27 protein-coding genes and 4 tRNA genes are annotated in these 25,073 nt (G+C 70.2%); 26 read left to right on the top strand and 5 right to left on the bottom strand.

The window, feature by feature from the left end; genetic code table 11:
* Positions 1–1,044 (bottom strand): glutathione S-transferase family protein (locus Vgi01_RS08205; protein ID WP_102658882.1); only part of this gene is annotated, 1,044 nt, incomplete at its 3' end.
* A gap of 131 nt (positions 1,045–1,175) precedes the next feature.
* Positions 1,176–1,310, bottom strand: a complete 135-nt coding sequence (locus Vgi01_RS31115; RefSeq protein WP_275409888.1) for a hypothetical protein — start codon at positions 1,308–1,310, stop codon at positions 1,176–1,178.
* 436 nt (positions 1,311–1,746) lie between these two features.
* On the opposite strand from Vgi01_RS31115, the gene Vgi01_RS08195 reads away from it, so the two are divergent.
* From Vgi01_RS08195 to Vgi01_RS08160, 8 genes are all read left to right on the top strand, one after another.
* Positions 1,747–2,373, top strand: coding sequence for a NuoI/complex I 23 kDa subunit family protein (locus Vgi01_RS08195; protein WP_204290592.1), 627 nt, complete (start codon positions 1,747–1,749; stop codon positions 2,371–2,373).
* On the top strand, positions 2,370–2,969 hold the full coding sequence (locus tag Vgi01_RS08190; protein ID WP_102658884.1) for an NADH-quinone oxidoreductase subunit J family protein: 600 nt from the start codon (positions 2,370–2,372) through the stop codon (positions 2,967–2,969). Before Vgi01_RS08195 ends, Vgi01_RS08190 begins: the two co-directional genes overlap by 4 nt.
* On the top strand, positions 2,966–3,322 hold the full coding sequence (gene nuoK / locus Vgi01_RS08185; protein WP_204290591.1) for an NADH-quinone oxidoreductase subunit NuoK: 357 nt from the start codon (positions 2,966–2,968) through the stop codon (positions 3,320–3,322). The genes Vgi01_RS08190 and nuoK overlap by 4 nt, the downstream gene beginning before the upstream one ends.
* Entirely contained in the window at positions 3,319–5,268 is a 1,950-nt protein-coding gene (locus Vgi01_RS08180) for an NADH-quinone oxidoreductase subunit 5 family protein (protein ID WP_204290590.1), read from the top strand. The genes nuoK and Vgi01_RS08180 overlap by 4 nt, the downstream gene beginning before the upstream one ends.
* Before the next feature lie 46 nt (positions 5,269–5,314).
* Positions 5,315–6,847: a complex I subunit 4 family protein gene (locus Vgi01_RS08175; protein WP_204290589.1), complete on the top strand. Its 1,533-nt coding sequence runs from the start codon at positions 5,315–5,317 to the stop codon at positions 6,845–6,847.
* 34 nt (positions 6,848–6,881) lie between these two features.
* Positions 6,882–8,375: an NADH-quinone oxidoreductase subunit N gene (locus Vgi01_RS08170; protein ID WP_204290588.1), complete on the top strand. Its 1,494-nt coding sequence runs from the start codon at positions 6,882–6,884 to the stop codon at positions 8,373–8,375.
* Positions 8,376–8,514: 139 nt separating this feature from the next.
* Positions 8,515–9,387, top strand: a complete 873-nt coding sequence (gene htpX, locus Vgi01_RS08165; RefSeq protein ID WP_102658889.1) for a zinc metalloprotease HtpX — start codon at positions 8,515–8,517, stop codon at positions 9,385–9,387.
* Between the two features lie 131 nt (positions 9,388–9,518).
* The gene (locus tag Vgi01_RS08160; protein ID WP_102658890.1) at positions 9,519–10,778 is read left to right on the top strand and encodes an MFS transporter; all 1,260 of its coding nucleotides are present in this window, start codon (positions 9,519–9,521) and stop codon (positions 10,776–10,778) included.
* Positions 10,779–10,978: 200 nt separating this feature from the next.
* Here the strand turns inward: Vgi01_RS08160 and Vgi01_RS08155 are convergent, their stop codons facing one another.
* Positions 10,979–11,548 carry a dienelactone hydrolase family protein gene (locus tag Vgi01_RS08155; protein ID WP_204290587.1) on the bottom strand — a complete coding sequence of 190 codons (570 nt, stop codon included), beginning with the start codon at positions 11,546–11,548 and terminating at the stop codon, positions 10,979–10,981.
* 65 nt (positions 11,549–11,613) lie between these two features.
* Here Vgi01_RS08155 and Vgi01_RS08150 point away from each other — a divergent pair, with 65 nt between their 5' ends.
* Positions 11,614–12,177, top strand: a complete 564-nt coding sequence (locus Vgi01_RS08150) for an ArsR/SmtB family transcription factor (RefSeq protein WP_204290586.1) — start codon at positions 11,614–11,616, stop codon at positions 12,175–12,177.
* Positions 12,178–12,532: 355 nt separating this feature from the next.
* Here the strand turns inward: Vgi01_RS08150 and Vgi01_RS08145 are convergent, their stop codons facing one another.
* Positions 12,533–13,027, bottom strand: a complete 495-nt coding sequence (locus Vgi01_RS08145; protein WP_102658922.1) for a YajQ family cyclic di-GMP-binding protein — start codon at positions 13,025–13,027, stop codon at positions 12,533–12,535.
* A 140-nt stretch (positions 13,028–13,167) separates the two neighbouring features.
* On the opposite strand from Vgi01_RS08145, the gene Vgi01_RS08140 reads away from it, so the two are divergent.
* Positions 13,168–13,251 (top strand) — tRNA-Tyr (locus Vgi01_RS08140).
* Positions 13,252–13,407: 156 nt separating this feature from the next.
* Here Vgi01_RS08140 and Vgi01_RS08135 read toward each other — a convergent pair.
* On the bottom strand, positions 13,408–13,920 hold the full coding sequence (locus Vgi01_RS08135) for a hypothetical protein (RefSeq protein WP_204290585.1): 513 nt from the start codon (positions 13,918–13,920) through the stop codon (positions 13,408–13,410).
* Between the two features lie 667 nt (positions 13,921–14,587).
* On the opposite strand from Vgi01_RS08135, the gene Vgi01_RS08130 reads away from it, so the two are divergent.
* The 16 genes from Vgi01_RS08130 to rplL all read left to right on the top strand — a co-directional run bounded on the left by Vgi01_RS08130 (position 14,588) and on the right by rplL (position 24,720).
* Positions 14,588–14,734 (top strand): hypothetical protein, encoded by a 147-nt coding sequence (locus Vgi01_RS08130; RefSeq protein WP_158244909.1) that lies wholly within the window; start codon positions 14,588–14,590, stop codon positions 14,732–14,734.
* A 60-nt stretch (positions 14,735–14,794) separates the two neighbouring features.
* Positions 14,795–17,323 carry a putative bifunctional diguanylate cyclase/phosphodiesterase gene (locus Vgi01_RS08125; RefSeq protein ID WP_102658894.1) on the top strand — a complete coding sequence of 843 codons (2,529 nt, stop codon included), beginning with the start codon at positions 14,795–14,797 and terminating at the stop codon, positions 17,321–17,323.
* Positions 17,324–17,415: 92 nt separating this feature from the next.
* Positions 17,416–17,488: transfer RNA gene (locus Vgi01_RS08120), tRNA-Thr, on the top strand.
* Positions 17,489–17,513: 25 nt separating this feature from the next.
* Positions 17,514–17,586 (top strand) — tRNA-Met (locus Vgi01_RS08115).
* Between the two features lie 131 nt (positions 17,587–17,717).
* Positions 17,718–17,885, top strand: a complete 168-nt coding sequence (gene rpmG, locus Vgi01_RS08110; protein WP_007073056.1) for a 50S ribosomal protein L33 — start codon at positions 17,718–17,720, stop codon at positions 17,883–17,885.
* A gap of 128 nt (positions 17,886–18,013) precedes the next feature.
* Positions 18,014–18,460 (top strand): MaoC family dehydratase N-terminal domain-containing protein, encoded by a 447-nt coding sequence (locus Vgi01_RS08105; protein ID WP_102658895.1) that lies wholly within the window; start codon positions 18,014–18,016, stop codon positions 18,458–18,460.
* 1 nt (position 18,461) lies between these two features.
* Positions 18,462–18,854, top strand: coding sequence for a MaoC/PaaZ C-terminal domain-containing protein (locus Vgi01_RS08100; protein ID WP_102658896.1), 393 nt, complete (start codon positions 18,462–18,464; stop codon positions 18,852–18,854).
* A 126-nt stretch (positions 18,855–18,980) separates the two neighbouring features.
* Positions 18,981–19,053: transfer RNA gene (locus tag Vgi01_RS08095), tRNA-Trp, on the top strand.
* Between the two features lie 211 nt (positions 19,054–19,264).
* Positions 19,265–19,657 carry a preprotein translocase subunit SecE gene (secE, locus tag Vgi01_RS08090; RefSeq protein WP_102658897.1) on the top strand — a complete coding sequence of 131 codons (393 nt, stop codon included), beginning with the start codon at positions 19,265–19,267 and terminating at the stop codon, positions 19,655–19,657.
* 38 nt (positions 19,658–19,695) lie between these two features.
* Positions 19,696–20,418, top strand: a complete 723-nt coding sequence (gene nusG, locus Vgi01_RS08085; RefSeq protein ID WP_102658898.1) for a transcription termination/antitermination protein NusG — start codon at positions 19,696–19,698, stop codon at positions 20,416–20,418.
* A 204-nt stretch (positions 20,419–20,622) separates the two neighbouring features.
* Complete coding sequence (gene rplK / locus Vgi01_RS08080; protein WP_102658899.1) at positions 20,623–21,054, top strand: 50S ribosomal protein L11; 432 nt, start codon at positions 20,623–20,625, stop codon at positions 21,052–21,054.
* Positions 21,055–21,137: 83 nt separating this feature from the next.
* Positions 21,138–21,854, top strand: a complete 717-nt coding sequence (rplA, locus tag Vgi01_RS08075; RefSeq protein WP_102658900.1) for a 50S ribosomal protein L1 — start codon at positions 21,138–21,140, stop codon at positions 21,852–21,854.
* A 76-nt stretch (positions 21,855–21,930) separates the two neighbouring features.
* Positions 21,931–22,719: an ABC transporter ATP-binding protein gene (locus tag Vgi01_RS08070; protein ID WP_204290584.1), complete on the top strand. Its 789-nt coding sequence runs from the start codon at positions 21,931–21,933 to the stop codon at positions 22,717–22,719.
* Positions 22,716–23,405, top strand: a complete 690-nt coding sequence (locus Vgi01_RS08065) for a hypothetical protein (protein WP_204290583.1) — start codon at positions 22,716–22,718, stop codon at positions 23,403–23,405. The genes Vgi01_RS08070 and Vgi01_RS08065 overlap by 4 nt, the downstream gene beginning before the upstream one ends.
* 325 nt (positions 23,406–23,730) lie before the next feature.
* Positions 23,731–24,276, top strand: a complete 546-nt coding sequence (gene rplJ, locus Vgi01_RS08060; protein WP_102658903.1) for a 50S ribosomal protein L10 — start codon at positions 23,731–23,733, stop codon at positions 24,274–24,276.
* 54 nt (positions 24,277–24,330) lie between these two features.
* Entirely contained in the window at positions 24,331–24,720 is a 390-nt protein-coding gene (gene rplL / locus Vgi01_RS08055) for a 50S ribosomal protein L7/L12 (RefSeq protein ID WP_102658904.1), read from the top strand.
* The last annotated feature ends 353 nt before the right edge of the window (positions 24,721–25,073 follow it).

Below are 25,073 nucleotides of genomic sequence, written 5' to 3'. Positions count from 1 at the left end.
GTGCAGGGGGGTGTGGGCGGGGTTGACCTGTTCGGTGGGGGATGGGGGTGGTGGGGGAGTGCCGTTGCCGAAGGGGCGGCCGCCGAGGGCTTCGCGGTCGTGCGGGGTGAGCCAGTTCGACAGGTCGGGGCCCAGCGGCACCACCCCGGTCGGGTTGATGTCCCGGTGCACCTCGTAGTAGTGCCGTTTGATGTGGTCGAAGTCGATCGTGTCGCCGAAGCCGGGGGTGGTGAACAGGTCCCGGGCGTACGCCCACAGCACCGGCATCTCGCTGAGCTTCTGCCGGTTGCACTTGAAGTGGCCGTGGTACACCGGATCGAAGCGCACAAGCGTGGTGAACAGCCGCACGTCCGCTTCGGTGATGGTGTCGCCGACCAGGTAACGCTGCCCGGCGAGCCGGTCGCTGAGCCAGTCCAGCCGGTCGAACAGCCGGTGGTACGCCTTGTCGTACGCCTCCTGGTTGCCGGCGAAGCCGCACTTGTACACGCCGTTGTTGACGTCCTGGAAGACCACCGCGTTTACCTCGTCGATCTCGGCCCGCAGGTGCTCGGGATACAGGTCCGGGGCACCGGGTCGGTGGTGGGCGGTCCATTCGGTGGACAGGTCCAGGCTCATCTGGGCGTAGTCGTTGGTCACCACCTGCCCGGTCGGCACGTCGACGATCGCCGGCACGGTGATGCCGCGCGGATAGTCGGGGTGGCGGGCGAAGTACGCCTCCTGGATGCGTTCGATGCCGAGCACCGGGTCCCGGCCACCCGGGTCCAGGTCGAAGGTCCAGCTCCGCGCGTCGTGGGTCGGCCCGGTGACGCCCATCGACAGGACGTCCTCAAGACCCAGCAACCGCCGTACGATGATCAGCCGGTTCGCCCACGGGCAGGCGCGACTCACCACCAGCCGATAGCGTCCGGGCTCGACCGGATAGCCGTCCCGCCCGTCCGCGGTGATCCGGGTGGTGATGTAGTTCTGGTCCCGGTTGAACTCCCCGCCCGGCTCCACGTACTTCCCGCCGGTCTGTCTCTGGCCCGTGCCGTTGTCTGCCGTCATCGCCCTGCTCCTTGCCCGCGCCGCCTGCCATGCCGGTCCCATCATGGCTGACACTGCGACCGCTGGCCCGGCAGAAGGGGCGGTGATCGAGCGGAAGCGCGGGAAACACCGTGCGATACCCGTCGGGCCGATCAGAGGTATCGGGGTGTCAACTGGGCCACGGACAGGTTCACCGGAAATGGCTCGCCGGTGTCGACGAACTTGGTCCACCGTCCGGTCTCGGTGTAGACCTCGTGCACCGGATCGATCCGGTGGGTGTGTACCACGAGACCGGCCGTCTCGGTCTCGATCCGCCAGTCCGCACCTCGACACCCTGGGTGACCTCGTACTCGTCGGGGCACTCCGCTTCGAGCGCGACGCCGAGTCGCATGGCGATGGTCTGGTGGGCGGCGGTGGGGGAGGCAGGCACGAGCAGCACTCCATCGAGCAGCTCGCGGCGGCGACCGTCGTCGGGCAGGGCGTCGAGGTCGTCCGTCGTCCACTCGCCCGACGGCGGTTGGTGCAGCGCGGCGGTCATCTGACGGGTCCTTTCCGATGTGTCGTTCTCCCCGTGGTCACGGTACTGACAGCAGAGCCCGGGTGGTGGTCGCGCGCGCCGTGCCCACAGGGCAGGATGGTCGACATGAGCGAGCGTCAGCGAGCGAATCATCGGCTCGGCGCATTGGTGCCTCGTGACGACACGGAGCGCAGCGGAGTGTCGGCATGAGCGAGCGAAGCGAGCCGGCGGGTGTGCCGGGCAGCGGGCTGGTCAAGGGCCTGGCGGTCACGCTCAAGACGATGACGAAGCGCTCCACCACCCAGCAGTACCCGGACGTCGCCCCCGAGTTGCCGCCCCGCTCACGTGGGGTGATCGCGCTGCTGGAGGAGAACTGCACGGTCTGCATGCTCTGCTCACGCGAGTGTCCGGACTGGTGCATCTACATCGACTCGCACAAGGAGGAGGTGGCGGTGCCCGGCGCCGCCCGCCCTCGCCAGCGCAACGTGCTCGACCGGTTCGACATCGACTTCTCGCTCTGCATGTACTGTGGCATCTGCATCGAGGTCTGCCCGTTCGACGCCCTCTACTGGTCGCCCGAGTTCGAGTACGCCGAGTACGACATCAAGGACCTGCTGCACGACAAGGAGCATCTCGGCGAGTGGATGGCGACCGTACCGCCGCCACCGGCGCACGATCCGAACGGTGAGCCGGCCAAGGAGGAGACCGCCGCCGCGCGCAAGGCCGCGATCCCCGCCGCGCCCGCCGCCCGGCCGACCGCCCCGCCGGTACGCCCCGAGCCGGCACCCGGCGGTACGGGTGAGCCCGGCGACGGGGAAGGTGCTTCCGAGTGACCGGCGTGGACGTGCTGCTGCTCGCCCTGGGCGCGGTGGCCGTCGGGTCCGGGGTGTTTGTGGTGTCGACCCGGCACCTGGTCCGCGCCGGGCTCTACCTGGTGGTCTGTCTCGGTGCCGTGGCGGGCATGTATCTGGTGCTCACCGCCGAGTTGGTGGCCTGGGTGCAGGTGCTGATCTACGTGGGCGCGGTGGTGGTGCTGCTGCTGTTCGCGGTGATGCTCACCCGCGCGCCGATCGGTGCCTCGGACGACCTGGACCGTCCGGGGTGGCCGGCCGCGCTGATCGGCGGCGGGGTCGGGCTGGGGCTGGCCGCCCTGCTGATCGACGCGTTCCGTTGGACAACTGTGGAGCTGCCCGAGGCGGGCACCGCCGAGCGGATCGGCGAGCAGGTCTTCGCCAGTTGGGTGCTGCCCTTCGAGGTGCTGTCGATCCTGCTGCTGTCGGCGCTTGTCGGCGCGATCGTGCTGTCCCGCCCCGACATCGGCCGCACACCGGGGGACAGCGCTGCGCGGGACCGCACACCGGGAGACCGTCCAGCCGGGGACGAGCCGGCCGAGCGGGCCGGCTCGGGTGGCGAGGGAGGGGCCCGGTGAGACCGGTCATCCCGTACGTCACCGCCGCGCTGCTGTTCGGCCTCGGCGTGTACGGCGTACTGCGACGACGCAACGCGGTGCTGGTGCTGATGGGCGTCGAGCTGATGCTCAACGCGGTGAACCTGATCCTGATCACCGCCGACACCACGACCCGGGCGCTGCTGCCGCACAGCGGTCAGGTCTTCGCGCTCTTCGTGATCGTGCTGGCGGCGGCCGAGATCGGGGTGGGGCTGGCGATCGTGCTCCAGCTCTACCGGATGCGGGCCAGCGTCGCCGTCGACGAGGTGCCACTGGACACGGCGCCACTGGACGAGGTGCCGATGGACAAGGTGCCGATGGAGGGTCAGCGGTGAGCACCACGACGCTGCTGGGCGCGCTGCTGCCGGTCGTACCGCTGGTCGCCGGTCTGGTCGGTCTGCTGCTGCCACCGGCGGCGCGGGGCGCGACCACCGACCGGGACACTTCCCGGCGCGCGGCGATCGCCCTCGGTGTGGCCGGGGCTGCGGGCGCTCTGGTGCTGGCGGTGGCGCTGCTCGTCACTCTGGACGCCCCGGCGGAGTCCTCGACCACCTGGATCCGCTTCGGCGAGCTCACCGTCACCCTCGGGGTACGCCTCGACGGCGCCGCCGCCCTGGTCGCCGTGGCGGTCGCCGCCGTGGCCCTGGCCGTGCAGGTCTACTCGGTCGGCTACCTCACGCGGGGGCCGCACGACGACACGGATGTCGACCACCGCTACCCGCCGTACGCGGCACAGATCAGCCTCTTCACCGCCGCCATGCTGCTGGTGGTGGTCTCCGGGGACCTGATCATGCTGCTGGTCGGCTGGGAGGTGATGGGCATCTGCTCGTACCTGCTGATCGCCCATGACCGGTGGCTGCCGCAGGCGCCGGCCGCCGCGCAGAAGGCGTTCCTGGTGACCCGGGTCGGCGACGTCGGGTTCCTGCTCGGCATCGCCCTGCTCGGGGTTTCGGCGGGCAGCTTCCGGATCGCCGACGTGCTCGCCCACGACCACGGCACCGGCACGCTGACCGCCGCCGGTCTGCTGCTGCTCGCCGGGGTCGCCGGCAAGAGCGCACAGTTCCCGCTGCACACCTGGCTGCCCGACGCGATGGCCGGCCCCACCCCGATCTCCGCGCTGATCCACGCCGCCACGATGGTGGCCGCCGGGGTGTACGCAATCACCCGGCTCTGGCCGCTGTTCGAGGCCACCCCCACCGTGCTGGCCGTCCTCGGGGTGATGGCCTCGGTGACGCTGCTGCTCGGCGCGTTCGCCGCCACCGCACAGGACGACATCAAACGGGTGCTCGCCTGGTCGACGGTCTCCCAACTCGGCTACATGACCGGTGCGCTGGCCGTCGGCTCGCCGCCTGCCGCGCTGTTCCACCTGCTCACCCACGCCGCGTTCAAGGCGTTGCTGTTCCTCGCCGCCGGTGTGGTGATCCACGCCGTCGGCACCGCGGCGATGTCCCGGATGGGCGGGCTGCGGCACAGCATGCCTGTCACCTTCTGGTGCATGCTTATCGGGCTGGGCGCGCTGGCCGGCCTACCCCCGCTCTCCGGCTTCTGGAGCAAGGAGGGCGTGCTCGCCGCCGCCGAGGGTGCCGCCCTGCACGGCGACGGCCCGGCTCCGGCCTGGGTGGGCTGGCTGGTCTGGCTGGCCGGGCTGGTCGGCGTTGCCGTCACCGCCTGGTACGCCACGCGGCTGCTGCTGCGTACCTTCTTCGGCGCGCCGCGCACCCCGCTGACCCACCCGCACGACCCGCCTGCCCTGCTGCGCTGGCCGGTGCTGGCGCTGACCGTGCCGGCGGCCCTGCTCGGTCTGGCCGGCTTCCCCGGCTGGTTCGCCAGCCAGCTGCAACGCACGACGCCGTCCGACGCCGAGGGGGTGTCGGACCTGATGCCGCCGGACGGGCTGATCCACCTCACCCCGACCGTCCTGCTGCCCCTGGCGTTGCTGCTGCTCGGGGCGGGCCTGGCCTGGGCCGGTTGGCGGCGGGACACCGCCGCCGATCCGGCGGCGGCGCTGGGTCCGCTGCGGCCGGTCTTCGCCGGCGCGTTCCGCCTCGACGACGTCCAGCACACCCTTGTGGTACGCCCCACGACCGCGCTGGCCCGGGCGGCACGCGTCGCCGACGAGCGGGTCGTCGACGGCGCGGTCACCGGCACCGGCCGGGGTGCGGGTGCACTCGGCGGCGGCCTGGCCGCCCTGCACCGCTCCGCGCTGCCCCGAGCCGTCGTCGCGGTGCTCGCCGGTGCGTTGCTGATCGCCCTGGCCGCCACCCTGATCGGAGCAATGTGATGAGCCGCAGCGCGTCGCGGGCCGAATCGCGGAGCGGAGCTGCCCGATGAGCTTCGGCGAGTTCCTGCTGGTCGCGGTCCTCGCGCTACCGGCGCTCGGTGCCCTGGCGGTGGCGGCGATCCCCCGCGACCTGCCCGCCCGCGTGGCCGGTACGGTGGCCGCCGGGCTGACCCTTGTCGCGGCGCTGGCGCTGGCCGTCGACCGGTCCGGCAGCTGGACCGCCTACGCGGTGACCCCGCCTGCGGTACGCCCCTGGCACGCCCTCGACCTGCCCTGGGTGCCGGGCCTGGAGTTGCGTTTCCACCTCGGGGTGGACGGCATCTCCTGGCCACTTGTGGTGCTGACCGCCCTGCTCACCCTGCTCTGCTGCGGGTACACCTGCTGGCGGGTACCGCCCGGTGGCAGCGGGCGCGCCCTGGTGGCGCTGCTGCTGGTGGTCGAGGTCGGCATCCTCGGCACCTTCCTCGCCCTGGACCTGGTGCTGTTCTTCCTCTTCTTCGAGATCGTCCTGCTGCCGATGTACGCGATCATCGTCGGCTGGGGCGGCGACGGCACCGACCCGGCGGCGGTGGCGGCACGGCGTCGGGCGGCCCGCAAATTCGCCCTGTACACCCTGTTCGGCTCGGTGCTGCTGCTGGTCGGGGTCTACGTGGTGGTGGCCGCCGCCGGTACCGCCGACATCGTCGCGCTGACCGGCGGCAACGGACTGGCCCGGGGCACCCAACTGGCCGCGTTCACGCTGCTCGCGGTGGCCTTCGCGGTGAAGAGTCCGCTCTGGCCGCTGCACTCCTGGCTGCCCGACGCGCACACCCAGGCCCCGACCGTCGGCAGCGTGCTGCTCGCCGGGGTGCTGCTCAAGATGGGCACGTACGGCCTGATCCGGGTCGCCGTCGGGGTGGCGCCGGAAGGGGCCCGCTGGGCGGCACCGGTGCTGGGCGTCCTCGCCGTCGCGGCGATCCTGATCGGATCACTTGTGTGTCTGGCGCAGACCGAGCTGAAACGGCTCATCGCGTACTCAAGCGTGGGGCACATGGGCTTCGTGCTGCTCGGGATCGCCACGCTGACCGCCACCGGCATCCAGGCGGCGCTGATCGGCAACGTCGCGCACGGCATCATCACCGGCCTGCTGTTCTTCCTCGCCGGGGCGATAAAGGACCGGACCCACACCGGGGCGCTGCGCGAACTGTCCGGGCTGCGGGAGACCGCCCCCCGGCTGTCCGGGCTGCTCGCCTTCGCGGCGGTCGCCTCGCTGGGGCTGCCCGGCCTGGCCGGGTTCTGGGGTGAGGCGTTCGCCGTGGTCGCCGCCGTCGAAGTGGGCGGCGCGCTGTGGATCACGCTGGCGGTGCTTGCCGCGTTCGGCGGTGCGCTGACGGCGGCGTACCTGCTGCGGCTGTTGCGGCAGGTCACCCACGGCACTGCGACGCCTGCGGTGGCCGAGCTGAAACCGGGACTGGCCGGAGCCGAGGTGGCCGCCTGGACGCCGCTGGTGCTGCTCGCGCTGGCCGTCGGGCTGGCACCGACCCTGGTGCTTGGTGTCGCCGAGGCACCGGTGACGGCCCTGGTGGAGGTCCTGCGATGACGACGACCCGGGACCGGGCCGACGGGAGGCAGCCGTGAGCAGGGTGCAGAGCGTCGACAGTGTGGCGCTGCTGCCGGCGTACCTGGCCGCCGGGACGGCCGTGCTGGCGCTCCTGGTCGACCTGGTGCTGGCCCGCAGGACGGCGACGATCGTCGCGGCGGCCACCGGTGCACTCGCCACCCTCGTCGCGGCCGTGGCGGTCGGCGCCGGAGCCGAACGCCGCACCTTCTGCGTCGGGGCCGACTGCTCGTACGTCTTCGGCGGGCGGGCCGCGCTGGTGGCCGGGCTGGTGGCGCTGCTGGCGCTCGGGGTGTTGGCGTTGGCCGGGCCGCTGCTGCGCGACGGCGTGACCCCGGTGGGGGAGTTCTGCTTCCTGCTCGCCTGCTCGATGACCGGTGGTGTGGTGCTCGGCGCGGCCGGCGACCTGATCACCCTGATCGTGGCGGTGGAGGCGTTGACCCTGCCGCTGTACATCCTGGTCGGGCTGCGCCGGGGGAGCCTGGCCAGCGCCGAGGCGGCGGTCACCTTCTTCGTGGTCAGCGTGGTGGCCACCACGCTCACCCTGCTCGGTGCGGCGCTGCTCTACGCGGTCACCGGCAGCCTGCACCTGGAACGGCTGGGCGCGATCCTGGCCGACCGCTCGGACCTGCTGGACCTGCCGCTGACCACTGTCGCGGTGACGCTGGTGCTGGCCGGGCTGGCGTTCAAGGTGGCGGCGGTGCCGTTCCACGCCTGGGCCCCGGCCACGTACGACGGGGCACCGCTGCCGGTGGCCGCGTACCTGTCGACGGCGTCGAAGCTCGGCGGGGTGGTCGCCCTGCTGGCCGTGGTGCAGCACGCGCTGCCACTGAGCGTCGCCGGGCCGGTGCTGGCCCTGGTCGCCGCGCTGACCATGACCGTGGGCAACCTGGTGGCCCTGCGTCAGCGGCGTACGGTGCGGCTGCTGGCCTGGTCCTCGGTGGCCCAGGCGGGCTACATCCTGGCCCCCCTCGGCGCCCTCGCCCTGGCCGACGTCGACGCCCGCTCCGCCGCGTACGCCGCCGCCCTGGCGTACGCCGTCTTCTTCGTGCTGTTGGAACTGGCCGCCTTCGCCGGGGTGGTGGCCCTGCGCCCGGCCGGGGCGGACGGTGGTCGCCTCGACGACCTGCGCGGCGCGGCCCGGCGGCACCCCTGGGTCGGCGCGGGCCTGGCGTTCGCGCTGATCGGGCTCGCCGGCCTGCCACCGGGGTTGGCCGGGTTGTTCGCCAAGGTGACCGTGGTGCGGTCGCTGCTCGGCGGCGATGCGGCCTGGCTCGCCCTGCTTGTGGCGCTGAACGCGGTCATCGGCCTGGCCTACTACCTGCGCTTCGCCGCGCTGCTCTACACCCCGGCCGACAGCGCCCTCGCCGGCAGCGCTCCGGCCGGTGACGCGCCTGCTGGGGCGATCCGACCGGCTCGCGTGGTGGTGGTCGCGCTGGCCGTGGCGACCGCGATCGCCGTGATCGTCGGCTTCGCACCGCAACTGGTGCTCGATCTCGCCGGCAGCTGAATCCGGCCTGACCTGCCGGTGCATTCCCCAACATGACTGTCACTCAGGTAACTCTCAGTCATGAACCGGATGGTTGACGGGTACCGGGTTGTTGTACCGGTCGACGGATCCACGCATCCGTGCACCGAAGGAGTGATTCGTGCACCACAACCGTCTGAAGACCGCCGCGCTGCTCGGCCTGCTCACCTCGCTGATCCTGGCGGTGGGCTACTGGTTCGGCGGCAGTGGCGGCTTGGTCATCGCCGTCGTCATCTCGCTTGTGATGAACGGCGTCACCTACTTCTACTCCGACAAGCTGGCGCTTCGCTCGATGCGGGCACAACCGGTCAGCGAGGCACAGTTCCCCGAGCTGTACCACATGGTGCGGGAGTTGGCAGCCGAGGCACGGCAGCCCATGCCCCGCCTCTACATCAGCCCGACCGCCCAGCCCAACGCGTTCGCCACGGGTCGTAACCCGCAGAACGCGGCGGTCTGCGTAACCCAGGGGATCGTCGAGCTGCTCGACTACCGGGAGTTGCGGGGCGTCATCGGGCACGAGCTGTCACACGTCTACAACCGGGACATCCTGATCTCCAGCGTGGCCGCCGGCCTGGCCGGCATCATCACCATGGTGGCGAACCTCGCCCTGTTCATCCCGCTCGGCGGCAACGACGAGGACGGCCCCAACCCGGCAGTGCTGCTGCTCACCATCATCCTGGGCCCGATCGCGGCCAGCATCATCCAGTTGGCGATCAGCCGCAGCCGGGAGTTCCAGGCGGACGCCTCCGGCGCGGAACTCACCCGTGACCCGCTGGCGCTGGCCAGCGCGCTGCGGAAGATCCACATGGGCGCCCAGCGTCGGCCGCTGCCGGCCGAGGGGCAGCTCACCAGCACCGCGCACCTGATGATCGCCAACCCGTTCAAGGGCGGCGGGGTCGCGGCGCTGTTCGCCACCCACCCGCCCATGGAACAGCGCGTCGCCCGGCTGGAGCAGATGGCCCGCAACATGGGCCCGGTCCGCTACCAGCGCTGACCCGCACCGATCCTTCGCCGCCCACACCGGGTCCACCCGGTGTGGGCGGCACCCTATTCGGTTGCGGGCCACCACCTGGACAGCGTTAGGGTTCAAACCGCTCTCGCTCATTACACCTGTGGAGGTCCTCGGTGGCTGGTCTGCGCCGTTACCTGGGCGTTTGGCACCTTCCCGGGGCGCCGACCCTGTTGATCACCGGCATCATCGGGCGACTCGGGATCGGCATGACCCCGCTGGCCCTGCTGCTGGTCATCGAGGAGGTCACCGGCCGCTACTCGCTGGCCGCCCTGGCCGGCGGCTGCTACGCCCTCGCCGGGGCCGCGCTCAGCCCGGTGGCCGGGCGGATCGCCGACCGCATCGGCCCCACCCCGGTCCTGATCGGCACCGCGGTCGCCCACCCACTGGCCCTGATCGGCCTGCTCTGGGCGGCCCGCTCCGAGCAGACACCCTTCGCCCTGGTCCTGGTGGCCGCCGCCCTGGCCGGTGCCTCCTACCCGCCGCTGACCGCCGCGATCCGCGGCGCGTGGAACGACCTGACAAGCGTCGCCTCCGGCCGGTACCACCTGCGCAACACCGCCCTGGCCGCCGAGACCACCCTCTTCGAAGTCGTCTTCGTGCTCGGCCCACTGCTGGTCGCCGGCTTCGTCCTGTTCGCCGACGCCGGGGCCGCGCTGATCGGTGCGGCGGTGGTGACCCTGGTCGGCACCGTGGCCGTGGCGCTCGGCCAGACCATGCGTGGCTGGCAGCGGCACGAAGGGGAGCACCAGACCCGAGGCCTCGGCCCACTGCGGGTCCCCGGATTCCCGGCCCTGCTGCTCTGCGTGGCCAGCCTCGGCATCGCCTTCGGCGCGGCCGGCGTGACGGTGCCCGCCTTCGCCACCCGCTACACCCCCGATGACCCGGACAGCCTGGCCGGCGTACTGCTGGCCGTCTGGGGCGTCGGCAGCGCCGTCGGCGGCTTCTGGTTCGGGATCCGCCGCCCGGCCCGCAACATGACCCGACAGTTCGCCTGGCTGCTCGCCGCCGTGGCGGGCAGCTTCGCCGTCTTCGCCGTGATGCCCACCCCCTTGGCGCTCGGCACCGCCCTGGTGGTCGGTGGGGCCACCATCGCGCCGGCCCTGACCCTGGAGAACACCCTGGTCGGGCGGATCTCGCCGGTCGGCATGCTGAACGAGGCGTACACCTGGGTGGTCACGATGTCCGTCGGGGCGAGCGCCGCCGGAGGCGCGGTGGCCGGCCTGATCGTCGACCACGCCGGCGGCGTGCCGTGGGCGTTCCTGTTCGCCGGTGCGGCGGTCGCCGCCGGGGCCGCCCTCGCCGCCCTGCCCGCCGGCCCCATCGCCCGCGCGGAAGCCGCCACCGTACGCGTCGAAACCCCCGCCCCGGTCTGACCGGGCCGGCGGTGGGTATCACCGAGGCATGTTCGCCTTCTTCTCGAACCGCCTCGGCTGCCTCGGCTCGATCCTGGTCAGCGCCATCGGCACCATCGTGCTTCTGTTGATCTTCAACCGCTGACCCGGCTGCCGCCCGACGGGATATTTGCACCGAAGACCACCCGACCGGCGTGGGTCAGCTCAGTGGGCCACGCCGGTCAGGCGGCGGCGAGGAACGCCCGTACCCGCTCCATGAGCAGCGCGGCCGCCTCCGGGTCGTACGCGTCGAGTGAGAAGTCGGCGAAGAGGTGCTGGTCGCCGGGATAGACGAACAGTTCGGCGTTCGCTGAGGAGTCGGCGAGTTCGCGTGCGGCCGGCAGGTCCTCGTCGAAGAACTCGTCGCCCTCCTTGCCGTGAATCTGCACCGGCACGTCCTCGGGCCACGCCTCTCCGAATTCCGTGACCGGGAGGCAGGAGTACATCAGGAGGGCCCCGCGGGCACCGGGCCGTGTCTGCGCAAGCTGCTGGGCGATCGTCACGCCGAAGGAGAATCCGGCGTAGACCAGCCCAGGGCCGAGTTCGTCGGCCGCGGCGATGCCGCGCTCCTGGATTGCATCCGGCCCCAACTCACGAGCGAATCCGAACCCTTCCTCGATGCTGCCGAACGTACGGCCATCGAACAGGTCCGGCGTGTGCACGGTGTGTCCGACCTGGCGCAGGCTGTCCGCGAAGCTCCGGACCCCGTCGGTCAAACCTTGGATGTGGTGGTAAAGCAGCACGTTGGCCACGGCGTAGAACCCCCTGTGAACGATCGAAATTTCTCGAACGTTCCGGGACGCTAGTCTGTTCCGCTATGGCAGACAACCCCCCGGACTACGACCTGGCCGAGCGGATCGCGCTGACCAGCCCGGACCAGGTGAAGGCCATCGGCCATCCGCTCCGCACATCGATCCTGCACCTCCTCCACGAGCGGGCCGCGACCGTGACCGAGCTGGCGGCAGCGGTCGAGCGCCCCAAGAGCACGGTCGCGCACCACGTGGATGTGCTCACCCGCAACGGCCTGCTCCAGGTGGTGCGTACGCGAAAGGTGCGGGCGGTCGAGGAGCGCTTCTACGGGCGCACCGCGCGGATGTTCTACATCCCGGCGGAGCCATCGCCCGCCGGCGGACAGATGCCTGGCGACTTCAACGACTTCGAGGTGGCTGCACGCGAGTCAGCGAAGGCGTTCGAGCAGGGAAAGCTCTGGGGCTTCATCCGGCATGCGCGCATCTCGGAGGCGCAGGCCGCTCAGTTCTGGGACCGGATGGCGCAGCTGGTCGACGAGTTCGACCGGATGCCGAGATCCGGCGAGACCATGTACGGGTTCGCGATCGGCGTTTATCCCACCGACCACCCGACCCTGCCGAGGGAGCAGTGACACGCCACCCGAGAAGGCTGCCGGTCGTCTCGCATCCCGTGGCCGGCGTCGCGGTCCCCGGCGGTTGCGCAGAAGCATTCCCGCCCGCCATCGGCCAGGTGGCGGACCGGGCAGACCTCCGCCCGACCCGCCCACGTTCGGACGAGCCGTTTGAGGTAGCGGGCCGGGCGGCGGCCCGCTCCCCAGGAGGCGGGTCGATGGCAGGCAGTGGGATGGGTCGTCGTGGTGTGACGGCATCAGGACCAGACTCGACCAAGCCGTCACCAGGCCGTCAGCGGTCAGGTAGGGACCAGTGCCGACGACTCCTGCCGAGGCCACAGGGGCAGCCGGTCCGCCGACCGGCTAGGACGGTGGTCTACCTGTAGTTGGTGAACTGAAGGGCGACGCCAAAGTCCTCCGCCTTGAGCAGGGTGATGACGGCCTGAAGGTCGTCCTTCTTCTTGCCTGTCACGCGCAGCTGGTCGCCCTGGATCTGCGCCTGCACGCCCTTGGGGCCCTCGTCGCGGATCTTCTTGCTGATCGCCTTGGCCTTCTCCTGGTCGATGCCCTGCACCACCTTGGCGTCGATCTTGAAGATCTTGCCCGACGGACGAGGATCCCCGGCGTCCAGCGACTTCAGCGAGATGTTCCGCTTGATCAGCTTCTCCTTGAAGACCTCCAGCGCGGCCCGTACCCGCTCCTCGGTCTCCGCCTGGAGGCTGATCGCCTCCTCGCCCGACCAGGAGATCTCCGCACCCGTACCCCGGAAGTCGAACCGCGTCGCAAGCTCCTTCTCCGCCTGGCGAAGGGCGTTGTCGACCTCCTGGCGGTCAACCTTGCTGACGATGTCGAACGACGGGTTCGCTGCCATGCTCATACTCCTGCTGTTTGTGATCGTTTGCCCCTGGATGACCAGGGGTGCGACCCCCTGACGGTACCCGGTTGCGCCGAAGCCGGGAGGAGCCGCTATCCTTGCTTCCGCCGCCGCACCTCGGTGCGGAGGTGTGCCCTGGCGGGTTGCCCGAGCGGCCAATGGGAGCGGACTGTAAATCCGTCGCGAAAGCTACAGAGGTTCGAATCCTCTACCCGCCACCAGGTGCAGAAACGGCCCCTGACCAGCAGAGATGCTGATCGGGGGCCGTTTTCGTCGATCTACCTCTGTCGGGCGCGGGCGATCGGGGTCTGTGGGAGACGGGTCGGGGTTGGCAGGTAGTCCGGGGCTTGGGCTGACGCGGTAGTTGGAAGCGTCGTTCAGTTGCTCAGCGCTGTGGTGTCGCCGGCGAGGCGGCGGGCTTCGGCGATGACGTCCTCGTCGAGGTCTGCGGTCGTTGTGCTGGTGTACGGCTGCCCGTTGTAGACCGAGTCGACGTAGTCGTAGGCGATGTCGAGGGCGATCAGGTCGGCTGCCAGTGGAGTGCCGTCCCAGGTGATGAATCGGTACGCCCAGGATGTCAGGTCGCGGGGCGCGATGGTCTGCGCGAGCAGTCGGCGGGCCATGACGCGGAGTGCCGCATCTTCGCCCTCTCGGCTGCCCGTCGGGTAGTAGGTCAGCGAGAGTTCCGCGAGGGCGCCTTCAAGCCAGCGCCGCAACTCGTCGCTTTCGTTGCCTCTCGTCGGCGAGATGCCGGCGATGATCCGAAGGGTCGGACTGTCGATACCGACGACGAGGCAGTCGCAGGCGGTGTCGATCACGTCGGCCGCCGTGCTCGGGTTCATGCTCCACAGGGTGGCGGCGTCCTGGAGGCGAGCGAGGGCATCGTGCACTCGTACAGGATCTGCCAGCAAGTTCCTGACGTCACTGGCATATCCACTCGTAGGTTCCTCGTCCGATGGCTGTGAACCCCGAACGGGACGAGGGGCAGCACTTGCTGGACGAGTCGCAATGGCGGGTATCTGTTGGTGGCGACCATGATCGGTGGCGTGCGTGATCCGACACTTCACTGCGGTGGCCGGCTTCGAGTGGCGGGCGAGGGGTCCTTGCTGGGCATAGGCAGATCTCGCGGCCGTCTCGGGGCCGTCGTCCTGGACTGACTGGCTGAATCATCCATTCATGGGGGTGACTGAATTGGTATGTCGCGCCTACTCTGGTCGTGGTGCGGGAGGCGGTCAGGGGGGCCGTCGTCGGGGGCGTTGACTGGGCGCTTTCGGCGGCGTTTCAGGACACTGCCGGCCGCTGGCGGCAGGGTGGCGCGGTTGGTCCGCTAGACCCGCTAAGCCACCTAAGTGGCGTATGTGCGGATAGCGTGTTCTTCCGGCTAGCTGTCGTCCGGAGGGCTTTGACCTGGTCGGATGCGGTGCGGCGGTGCACGTGCAGCTGATGTCAAGCGGCAACCCGACCAACATCGGGTTTGCGAGCTTTCCACCGCCCCGCAGGCTGTGGCACCATCGGAGAGCCCTGTTACGCACATTCGTCACCCCGCCAGGAGCGCTCATGTCTGCTCACCGTCTGGGCCGGCTACTCGGCTCCCTTCTGCTCGTCTCCGGCCTGGTGGTCGCGGCCGGCGTCGCCGGCGAGTTCGAGGTCCGGACCCACGGCATCGAATGGATGATGCCGGTGTTGGGCACGCAGGTGCGCTGACGCGCGTCCCGTCCTGACTCGGGCTCTACACCTCCAGCACCCCACGTCCCGAGGAGAGCCATGACGCCGTCGAGGTCTGGCTCTTCTCGCGGACGTACCGAACGGGCCTGGCTGATCACGGCTCCGCTCGCCCTCTGTGCTGTCCTCTTCTCACTCCTGCTGGGCTTGACCGTTCGGCCCGCGCTGGGTGACTGGCTGCTCACGCTGCTGCTCACGGTGGCGATGATCATTGCCGCCATCCCCACCATCAACGTGGTGGTGCGTCGGCAGGCGCTCGGCACCACGTTCACCGAGATTCCGCTCGTCGTCGCGCTCTTCGTGCTGCCCCCGCTGTCGGTGGTGCTGGCGTACACCGTGGCCACGCTCGTGGTGCAGGTGCGCCGCAAGCTGTTGCCGCCGAAGCTCTGGTTCAACGTGGCCCTCGCTGCGGCGGCGACCGCCCTGGCGACGATGGTCTACACGGTCCTGCCGACTCCGGTGGGTGCCGGGCCCGCCACCTGGGGGTTGCTGCTCGCGGCGATCGCTACGCACGCCCTTGTCGGGTTCGTCGCGGTGGTCGCGGTGATCTCCGTCGTGCAGGGCTGGCAGTCCGGCCGGGAGTTGATCCGGGCGGTTCCGCCGATGTCGCTCACCGTGGCGATCAACCTCTCCGTCGGCATCCTGATCATCATCGGCCTGGAGAGCACGCCGTGGGCGGTTTTCCTCTTCGCCGGTCTCGCCGTGGCGTTCGCGCTCGTCTACGACACGTACACACAGGTCATCCGGCAGCACCGCACGCTGACGGAGATGTACGAGCTGACCAAGGCGATCACCGAGAGCGGGTCGGACGGCAACCTCATCGACGCCCTGCTGGTCCGCATCCGCAGTCTCATGCAGGCCGAGTACGCGACGCTGTGGCTGCCCGCCCAGGGGCGGCACCCGGAGGTGCTGCTCACCGCGCAGGAGGGCAAGTCCGGTCTGCTCGACTCGGCGCTCACCCCGCAGGCGCTGCGGGACGCGGCAGTGACCCGCCAGTCGACGGTGTCGGTGGGCAGCCGGTTCGGCGCCGACCCGGAGTTGCGGGAGTCGTTGGGGCGGGTGGCCAAGGACGTGATCGTGGTACCGCTGCGGTCGGGCAAGGCGGTCATCGGCACGCTTGAGGTGGCGAACCGCCTCGGCGACGTCAACTCGTTCCGCCCGGCGGACGTGCCGGTCCTCCAGACGGTCAGCGCCCACGCCGCGGTCGCACTGGAGAACTCCCGGCTGGTCGACCGGTTGCGCCACGACGCGTACCACGACGGGCTCACCAAGCTGCCCAACCGGCGTCGGATCCTCGGCGCGCTCGCCGAGGCGGTCCGGATCCGGGCCCCCGGCGAGGTCGTCGCGCTGCTGCTGTTCGACGTGGATCGGCTGCGCCAGGTGAACGAGTCGCTGGGGCATGCCGCCGGAGACAAGGTGCTGACCGAGGTCGCCAACCGGCTGCGCGGCTGCGTGCCGTCGGCCGCCCTGGTCGGTCGGGCCGGTGGCGACGAGTTCCTGGTGACCCTGCGACTGGAGAGCGCCGAAGCAGCGGTGGAGCTGGCCGGCCAGCTCCGCGAGCAGATTCGCGACGAGATGGTCTTCGACGCGCTCACCCTCGATGTGGACACCGCCGTCGGGGTCGTCGTACACCCGGATCATGGCAGTGACCCGGCGACCCTGCTGCAACGGGTCGATGTGGCGGCGACCGCCGCGAAGTCGGTGCCGGGCAGCGTGCAGCTGTACAACCCGGCGCTGGAGTCGCGTTCGCTGCGCCGCCTCGGGCTCGCCGGCGACCTGCGCAGCGCCCTCGACAACGGTGAGCTGGAGATCTACTACCAGCCCAAGGTGACGCTGCGGGACCGCCGGCTGGTCGGGGTGGAGTGCCTGGCCCGCTGGGAGCATCCGACGCACGGCACGGTCGCCCCGGCGGACTTCGTCGCGGTCGCCGAGCACACCGGCCAGCTCGGTCGGCTCACCGAGTTCGTGCTTCGGGAGGGGCTGCGGCACAGCCGCGACTGGGCGCACGGCGGCCAGTCGCTCGCCGTCGCGGTCAATCTGTCCGCGCGTACGCTCAACGACGAACATTTTCCCGAGCAGGTCCGGGACCTCCTGGCGGAGTACGACATCCCGCCGCAGTTGCTGACGCTGGAGATCGAGGAGGCCGGGGTCCTCGACGGCACCGACCGGCCGATCCCGAGCCTGCGTCGACTGCGTGATCTGGGCGTACGGCTGTCGGTGGACGACTTCGGCACCGGCAGCTCGTCGCTGGCCCACCTGCGCCGGCTCCCGGTGCACGAGGTGAAGGTGGACCGCTCCTTCGTGCAGGGCATGGCGACCGACCCGGGGGACCTGGCCATCGTCAACGCCGTGGTCACCCTCTCCCAGCAGTTCGGGCTGACCGTGGTGGCCGAAGGGGTGGAGAGCGAGCTGACCCTGGAGCTGCTCCAGGACATCGGCTGCGAGATCGGGCAGGGATTCCTGTTCAGCCGGCCCCTGCCGTACGAGCGGTTGGAGGCCTGGTTCGGTGCCCAGGTCGACCCCGAGTCGATCTCCAGCCGCGAGCTTCCGCGCCTGCGCGCAGTGCCCTGAGCTGGGCGTACGCCGGCACCGGGGATCCGATTTCACCAGCAGGGGATGGCCGTGTACTCTTACCTCTGCGCGGCCACCGAGTGATCGCGCAGGCCCCCTTAGCTCAGTCGGCAGAGCGTCTCCATGGTAAGGAGAAGGTCTACGGTTCGATTCCGTAAGGGGGCTCAGAGGGTCCGGCTGGGCCCACCACGGCGGTGTAGCTCAGATGGCAGAGCAAGCGGCTCATAATCGCTGTGTCGCCGGTTCAAGTCCGGCCACCGCTACTCTCCGCCGCCGGGGTGAACCCGGTGGTCAGTGGGACGGGCGCCACAGGCGCCCGCTTTGCGTGTCCGCTCCGGCGGCGCGTAGGCTTTGACGCCGTAGTTGTATCCGTTAGCGAGGAAGGCACTCCGCCGTGGCGAAGGCGACCGATGTCCGGCCGAAGATCACTTTGGCGTGTGTGGAGTGCAAGGAGCGCAACTACATCACGCGCAAGAACCGCCGTAACGACCCGGACCGCATCGAGCTGAAGAAGTTCTGCCCCCGGGACGGTCGGCACACCGTTCACCGCGAGACGCGCTGAGCGTCGCCGGGCCTCGCCCGGCACTCTTCTGAACCATCACGATCGCCGGTTCACGCGGCGGGCGCGGCTTTCTGCCGCTCCCAGCCCGCGTGGATCGGCGATCTTGTTCTGCGTGTAGGTTCGGCGGCATGTCCCTGGACCAGTCCTTCGTCGGCCGGACCTATCCGCCGACCGCCCCCTATCAGGTGGGCCGCGAAAAGATCCGTGAGTTCGCGCGCGCGATCGGGGCCACCGATGCCGCCTACCACGACCCGGAAGCCGCCCGTGCGCTGGGCCACCCGGACGTGGTCGCGCCACCGACCTTCCCGATCGTGCTCACCATGGCTGCCAACCAGCAGATGATCGAGGACCCGGACCTCGCCATCGACTACACCCGGGTCGTCCACGGCGACCAGCGGTTCGCGTACACCCGTCCGGTGGTGGCCGGCGACGAGCTGGTCTGTGTCAACGCCATCGAGGAGATCACCGGCCGCGGGGGGCACGTCTTCGTGACCAGCCGGACCGAGGTCACCACGACCGCCGGCGAGCCGGTGGTCACCGCCTGGATGAAGCTCGTCGTACGCGGGGAGGCCTGAGATGGAACTGTCCACCCAGACGTTCCGGGTGACCCGGGCGGACCTGATCCGCTACGCGGGCGCCTCGGGCGACTTCAACACGATCCACTGGAGCGACCGGTTGGCCACCAAGGTCGGCCTGCCCGGGGTGATCGCCCACGGCATGTTCACCATGGCGCTGGTCGGTCGCGCGGTCACCACCTGGGCCGGCGCGCCCGACGCGGTCGTCGACTACGGGGTCCGGTTCACCCGGCCGGTGGTGGTTCCCGACGACGATTCCGGCACCGAGATCGTGGTGACCGCGGTGGTCCGCGAGGTGACCGAGGACGGTCTGACCAGGCTCGACATCACCGCCACCTGTCAGGGGGACAAGGTGCTGTCGATGGCGCGTGCCACCGTACGAACAGCGGGCTGACCTGCACCGCAGGGCGCGATGGCCAGACCGGTTGGGAAACTCGGGTCCGTACCCGTACACTGGTCCGCCGTGGGGCAAGTGACTCCTGCCTGGTCGTGTGACCTGGTGGGATGAGCGTTGCCGCATAGGGGTGTAGCTCAATTGGCAGAGCAGCGGTCTCCAAAACCGCAGGCTGCAGGTTCAAGTCCTGTCACCCCTGCGCCTCAGGCCTGACCGTTCCGTGGGTCGCGCCACCGAAAGGTGGCGCCCGGCCCGTGGTGGTGGCATCGGCGGGGAGGTTCCGAGGCATCGGGCCTTCCGGCTGATCCGCCGGCCGCGGCCCGTCCCGGGACGGTTGGGTCCGGCTGGCGTGACCAAACGCCGCGTACGCGAACCGCGTGCGACCCCGATATCCCGCGACGGAGGGCGAAGTGGCCGACAACAAGCGGCGCGGCGAGGACGCCGACGACGACCGCCTGAACGACGAGGTCGTCAGTGACGGCGCCGACGACGACGCCACCGACGCGGACGAGCCGGTAACCCGGGGCGGCACCGCCACCCGGGAGCGAGCGAAGGCGGAATCCGCCGACAGCCGGTCGAAGACGCGTGCCGATGGCGAGAAGGTGGGCCTGTTCGGCCGCGTCGCGCGTTTCATCCGCGAGGTCGTGGCGGAACTGCGTAAGGTCATCTGGCCGACCCGCAAGGAGTTGCTGACCTACACGGGCGTGGTTATCGCGTTCGTCTCGGTGATGCTGGCGATCGTCGCCCTCCTTGACTTCGCTTTTGCGAAGGGCGTGCTGTGGGTCTTCGGCAACCCCAGCTGACCGGCTGACTGTGCCGATAGTGACGGAAGTGAGCGAGCGTGCCTGAGTACGACGAGACCGCCGAGACCCCGGACGAGCAGTCCACGGTGGCGACGGCGGCTGGCGACGAGTCGGTCGAGGCCGCCAGCGAGCCGGAGTTCGCGATGACCGAGCCCGCGCCCGAGGAGGACTACGACCCGGTCGCCGAGCTGCGCCAGAAGCTGCGCTACGCGCCCGGCGACTGGTACGTGGTGCACTCGTACGCCGGTTACGAGAACAAGGTCAAGACCAACCTCGAAACCCGGATCACGTCCCTCGACATGGAGGACTACATCTACCAGGTCGAGGTGCCGACCCGGGAAGAGGTCGAGGTCAAGAACGGCAAGCGGTCCCAGGTGCAGGCCAAGGTCTTCCCCGGCTACATCCTGGTCCGGATGGAGTTGACCGCCGAGTCGTACTCCTGCGTACGCAACACCCCCGGGGTCACCGGCTTCGTGGGGGCCACGGACCGGGCCGACCGCCCGGCGCCGCTGAGCCTCGACGAGGTGCTGAAGTGGCTGGCACCGGCGGTGGAGACCGAGCAGAAGAAGGCCAAGCCGGAGATCAAGGTCCTCGACTTCGAGGTCGGCGACTCGGTCACGGTCACCGACGGTGCCTTCGCCTCGCTGCCGGCCACGATCAGCGAGATCAACGCCGACCAGCAGAAGCTCAAGGTGCTGGTGTCGATCTTCGGCCGCGAGACGCCGGTGGAGCTGAACTTCAACCAGGTCGCCAAGATCTGATTCAACGACCGCTGGTGGCGGCTTTCGGGCCGTTGCCAGCGGTCGTTTTCTGTCCGCTTCGCCCGGCCGGTCAACCTCCGTGGGTGCGCCGGTCCCGGCCTGCGCTACCCTAGAACGTCGCTGCTACCCTCCCGCGCTGACCGTGCGCGCCCCGGTGGTGGTGTCGGTGCGAACCATTCCCAGTTCCAAGCCCCAGGAAGAGACATGCCTCCGAAGAAGAAGCTCGTCAAGACGTTCACGCTTCAGCTGCCGGCGGGCCAGGCCACTCCGGCGCCGCCGGTCGGTCCCGCGCTCGGTCAGCACGGCGTGAACATCATGGAGTTCTGCAAGTCGTACAACGCGCAGACCGAGTCGCAGCGGGGCGACATCGTCCCCGCCGAGATCAGCGTGTACGAGGACCGGTCCTTCACCTTCGTGCTGAAGACCCCGCCCGCCGCCCGGCTGCTGATCAAGGCCGCCGGTGTGCAGAAGGGCTCGGGCGTTCCGCACAAGGAGAAGGTCGGCACGGTGTCCCGCGCCCAGGTGCGGGAGATCGCCGAGAAGAAGATGGCCGACCTCAACGCCAACGACCTCGACCAGGCTGAGAAGATCATCGCCGGCACCGCCCGGTCGATGGGCCTCGACGTCACCGACTGACCTCGGCCACCACAGACCCGTACGGATCGTGGGAGGGCGCGCGAGCATCGCGGCCCGCCAGAGACCACAGGAGTAAACAGAACATGCAGCGCAGCAAGAGCTACCGCAAGGCCGCCGACGTCATCGACCGGTCGAAGCTCTACACCCCCGCCGAGGCCGTGAAGCTGGCCAAGGAGACCACCGCCACCAAGTTCGACGCCACGGTCGAGGTCGCCATGCGCCTCGGCGTCGACCCCCGCAAGGCGGACCAGATGGTCCGCGGCACGGTCAACCTGCCGCACGGCACCGGTAAGACCGCCCGCGTGATCGTCTTCGCCGCCGGCGCGAAGGCCGAGGAGGCCGTCGCCGCCGGTGCCGACGAGGTGGGCACCGACGAGCTGGTCGCTCGGATTCAGGGTGGTTGGCTGGACTTCGACGCGGCCATCGCCACGCCGGACCAGATGGCCAAGATCGGCCGGATCGCGCGGATCCTGGGCCCGCGCGGCCTGATGCCGAACCCGAAGACCGGCACGGTGACCATGGACGTCACCAAGGCGGTGACCGACATCAAGGGCGGCAAGATCACCTTCCGGGTGGACAAGCACTCGAACCTGCACCTGATCATCGGCAAGGCCTCCTTCAGCGAGGCCCAGCTGGTCGACAACTACGCGGCCGTGCTGGACGAGGTGCTGCGGGCCAAGCCGTCCGCGGCGAAGGGCAAGTACCTCAAGAAGGTCACCCTGACCACCACCATGGGCCCGGGTGTCCCGGTCGACCCGAACGTGGTGAAGAACCTGCAGGAAGGCTCGGCCGACAGCTGAGCACGAGCGCCCGGAAGGGGCCCCGCCACGTCGTGGCGGGGCCCCTTCGCCGCTACCGGAGTGGCAAACTCGCCTGATGCGACTGGAGGACGTCTGGCTGCGATACCGCCGGGGCGGTCCGTGGGTGCTGCGTTCGGTGACGGTCGAGATCGCCCCCGGCGAGGCCGCGGTGGTGCTCGGGCGTAACGGTGCCGGCAAGTCGACTCTGCTCCAACTCGCCGCGGGGATCCTGCCGCCGGCGCGGGGCCGGGTGGACGGTCGACCAGCCGTGGTGGGCTGGGTGCCGGAACGCTTTCCCGCCGGCCAACCGTTCACCGTCCAGGGCTATCTCACCGCCGCAGCGCGGATGCGCGGCCTTTCCCGGATCGAGGCCGACAAAGCGGTACGCGGCTGGGTCGAACGACTCGGCCTTGGTCCGTTCCAGTGCGTCCGGCTGCCACAGCTGTCCAAGGGCACCGCCCAGAAGATCGGTCTGGCCCAGGCGTTGCTGCGTCCGCCGGGCCTGCTCGTGCTGGACGAGCCCTGGGAAGGGCTCGACGCGGCAGCTCGCGAGCTGGTCCCGGAGGTGGTCGGCGAAGTCCTGGCCGCGGGAGGCCGTGTGCTGGTCAGCGACCATCGCGGCGAGACGGCCCGACTGCCGGGTGCACGGGAGTGGACCGTCGCCGACCAGACGGTGACCGAGCGGGTGCCGACCGGCGAGCGGGCCATGGTCGTGGTGGAGCTGGCCATCCCGGCCGCACGGGTCGCCGACGCCGTACACCGGCTGCGCGCCGAGGGCCATCACGTCCTGCGCGTACGCGGTCACGACGCTCCGCCGCCGGTGACCCGGCTCGTGTCCGGCGCGGCCGTCGAGGAGAGCTCATGATCGCGCTCGTCCGCTTCCGGCTCTCGGGTTTCCTGCGTACCGGGCGGGCGCTGGCACCGGTCCTGGCGGGCCTGTTGGCACTGGGCATCCTCTACGGCGGCGGCCGCGCCGAGCCGGCGGAGGCATACGGGGTGTCGGCGGTCGTGCTCTTCCCGGTCCTGGCCTGGCAGACCAAGATCCTGCTGGACGCGGAGCCGGATGTGCAGCGGAGGCTGTCGCTGGTCGCGGTCGGTCCGGCCCGGGAACGGGCGGCCGGTCTGCTGGCGGCGCTGACGGCCGGTCTGGCCCTGATCGTGGTCGCGCTGGCGGTGCCCTGGCTGGTCGGTGGGGTGGCCACCCCGACCGGGCCGGGTGACCGGCCGATCGTCGTCGGACTGGCACTCGGCCTCTGGGCGCACCTGCTCGCCCTGCCCGCCGCCGTGGCGCTCGGCGGGTTGGCCAGCCGGGCGATCACCCGCAGCGCGGGGTACGGCGTCGCGGTGCTCGCCCTCGGCGTGGTCCTCGCGTTGGTGCTCGGCATCTCCGGTCCGGCGCTGGGGTGGCTCGCACCACCGTTGCTGCCCACCGCCCGCGCACTGACCGGGCCGATCCCGCCGGTGACCGGGGTGCTGCTGACCGGCTGGGCGTTGGTCTGGGCGGCGATGCTGCTGGCCGGGTACGCCCAGTCACGTCGTCGGCGTGCCTGACCTCGCCGGTGTGGTGAGGGAGCGCACTGCGGGGGGCGATTTGGTGGCTACCGGGGGCAGGGCGTAGCCTAGGCGTGAAGTTCCACCCAGAGACCGCTGGTCACCGTGCTCCGGCACGGTCGAAGGTTCCGCGAAGACGGGCGACCCGCGCAGGGCGGTAAGCGAACATCGGCAGTATCCCGTGGTCCGCCGACTGCGGTGAGCGTTGCCTGTCTCGCCCCGTGCGCCCTGCGCCGGGGCTTTCCTGTTGTCGCGACGCCCTCGCTCCAGTCGCAGGCACCCGCCTGTGCTGGCGACCAGCCTCGAGCAACGAGAGAGGAGGGACATGGCGGACAAGCCGATCCGGGCCGACAAGGCCACGGCTGTTGCTGAGCTGACCGAAAGCTTCCGCAGCGCGGGTGCCACCGTGCTGACCGAGTACCGCGGCCTGACGGTTTCCCAGCTCACCCAGCTGCGGCGCTCGCTCGGTCAGGAGACCAGCTACACGGTTGCCAAGAACACGCTGGCCAAGCGTGCCGCGGCGGACGCGGGCATCTCCGGCCTCGATGAGCTGTTCACCGGTCCTACCGCGCTGACTTTCGTTTCGGGCGACGTCGTCGAGGCGGCGAAGGGGCTTCGCGACTTCGCGAAGGCCAACCCGAAGCTCGTCATCAAGGGCGGTGTCTTCGAGGGCAAGGCCATTTCCGCGGCCGAGGTCACGAAGCTCGCCGACCTGGAGTCCCGTGAGGTGCTGCTGGCCAAGCTGGCCGGCGCGATGAAGGGCAACCTGAGCAAGGCTGCGGCCCTGTTCCAGGCCCCGTTGTCGAAGACCGCCCGTCTGGCGGCTGCCCTGCAGGACAAGCGCGAGAAGGAAGGCGCCGAGGCGGCCTGAGGCCGTACGGCGCACCCACGTTCTTAGTTAAACCTTTAGGAAAGGACGCCAGACATGGCGAAGCTCAGCACCGAAGAGCTGCTCGACGCGTTCAAGGAGATGACGCTGATCGAGCTCTCCGAGTTCGTGAAGCAGTTCGAGGAGACCTTCGAGGTCACCGCCGCCGCTCCGGCCGCGATGATGATGGCGGGTCCGGCCGGCGGTGGCGCCGCTGCCGAGGCCGAGCCGGAGAAGGACGAGTTCGACGTCGTCCTCGACGCCGACGGTGGCAAGAAGATCCAGGTCATCAAGGTCGTGCGTGAGCTGACCGGCCTGGGCCTCAAGGAGGCCAAGGACCTGGTCGAGTCGGCCCCCAAGGCCGTCCTGGAGAAGGTCAACAAGGAGACCGCGGACAAGGCCAAGGCCAAGCTGGAGGGTGAGGGCGCCAAGGTCACCCTCAAGTGACCTGAGCTCCACCTGGCCGCCCCCGCTCACGTGAGCCGGGGCACACCATGTCGCGGCGGGCGGCGATCCGATCTGACGGATCGCCGCCCGCAGTGCAGGTGGATGCGGGCACAGTGGGCATGAGCAGGCGTGGAACCGGCGGTGGGAGCTTTGGACGCGTCAGGCGGGCCTCCGGTCGGTAGGGAAAGAACAGCGGATGGCAATCTCGGCCCTTGACGCAACCATGGGCTGACAGGCACGCTGACATCAGCAAGACCTTCCGCGCTTGCGACGGCCACCGCGTGGGTAGATCACGGCAGCACCACTGCCGCCGACACCCGAGCGGCCCGGCGGGAACGTTGCGTTCCGAGCGG

Source organism: Micromonospora gifhornensis (assembly GCF_016863515.1).
GTDB lineage: Bacteria > Actinomycetota > Actinomycetes > Mycobacteriales > Micromonosporaceae > Micromonospora > Micromonospora gifhornensis.
This window is presented reverse-complemented; position numbering and strand designations above follow the sequence as displayed.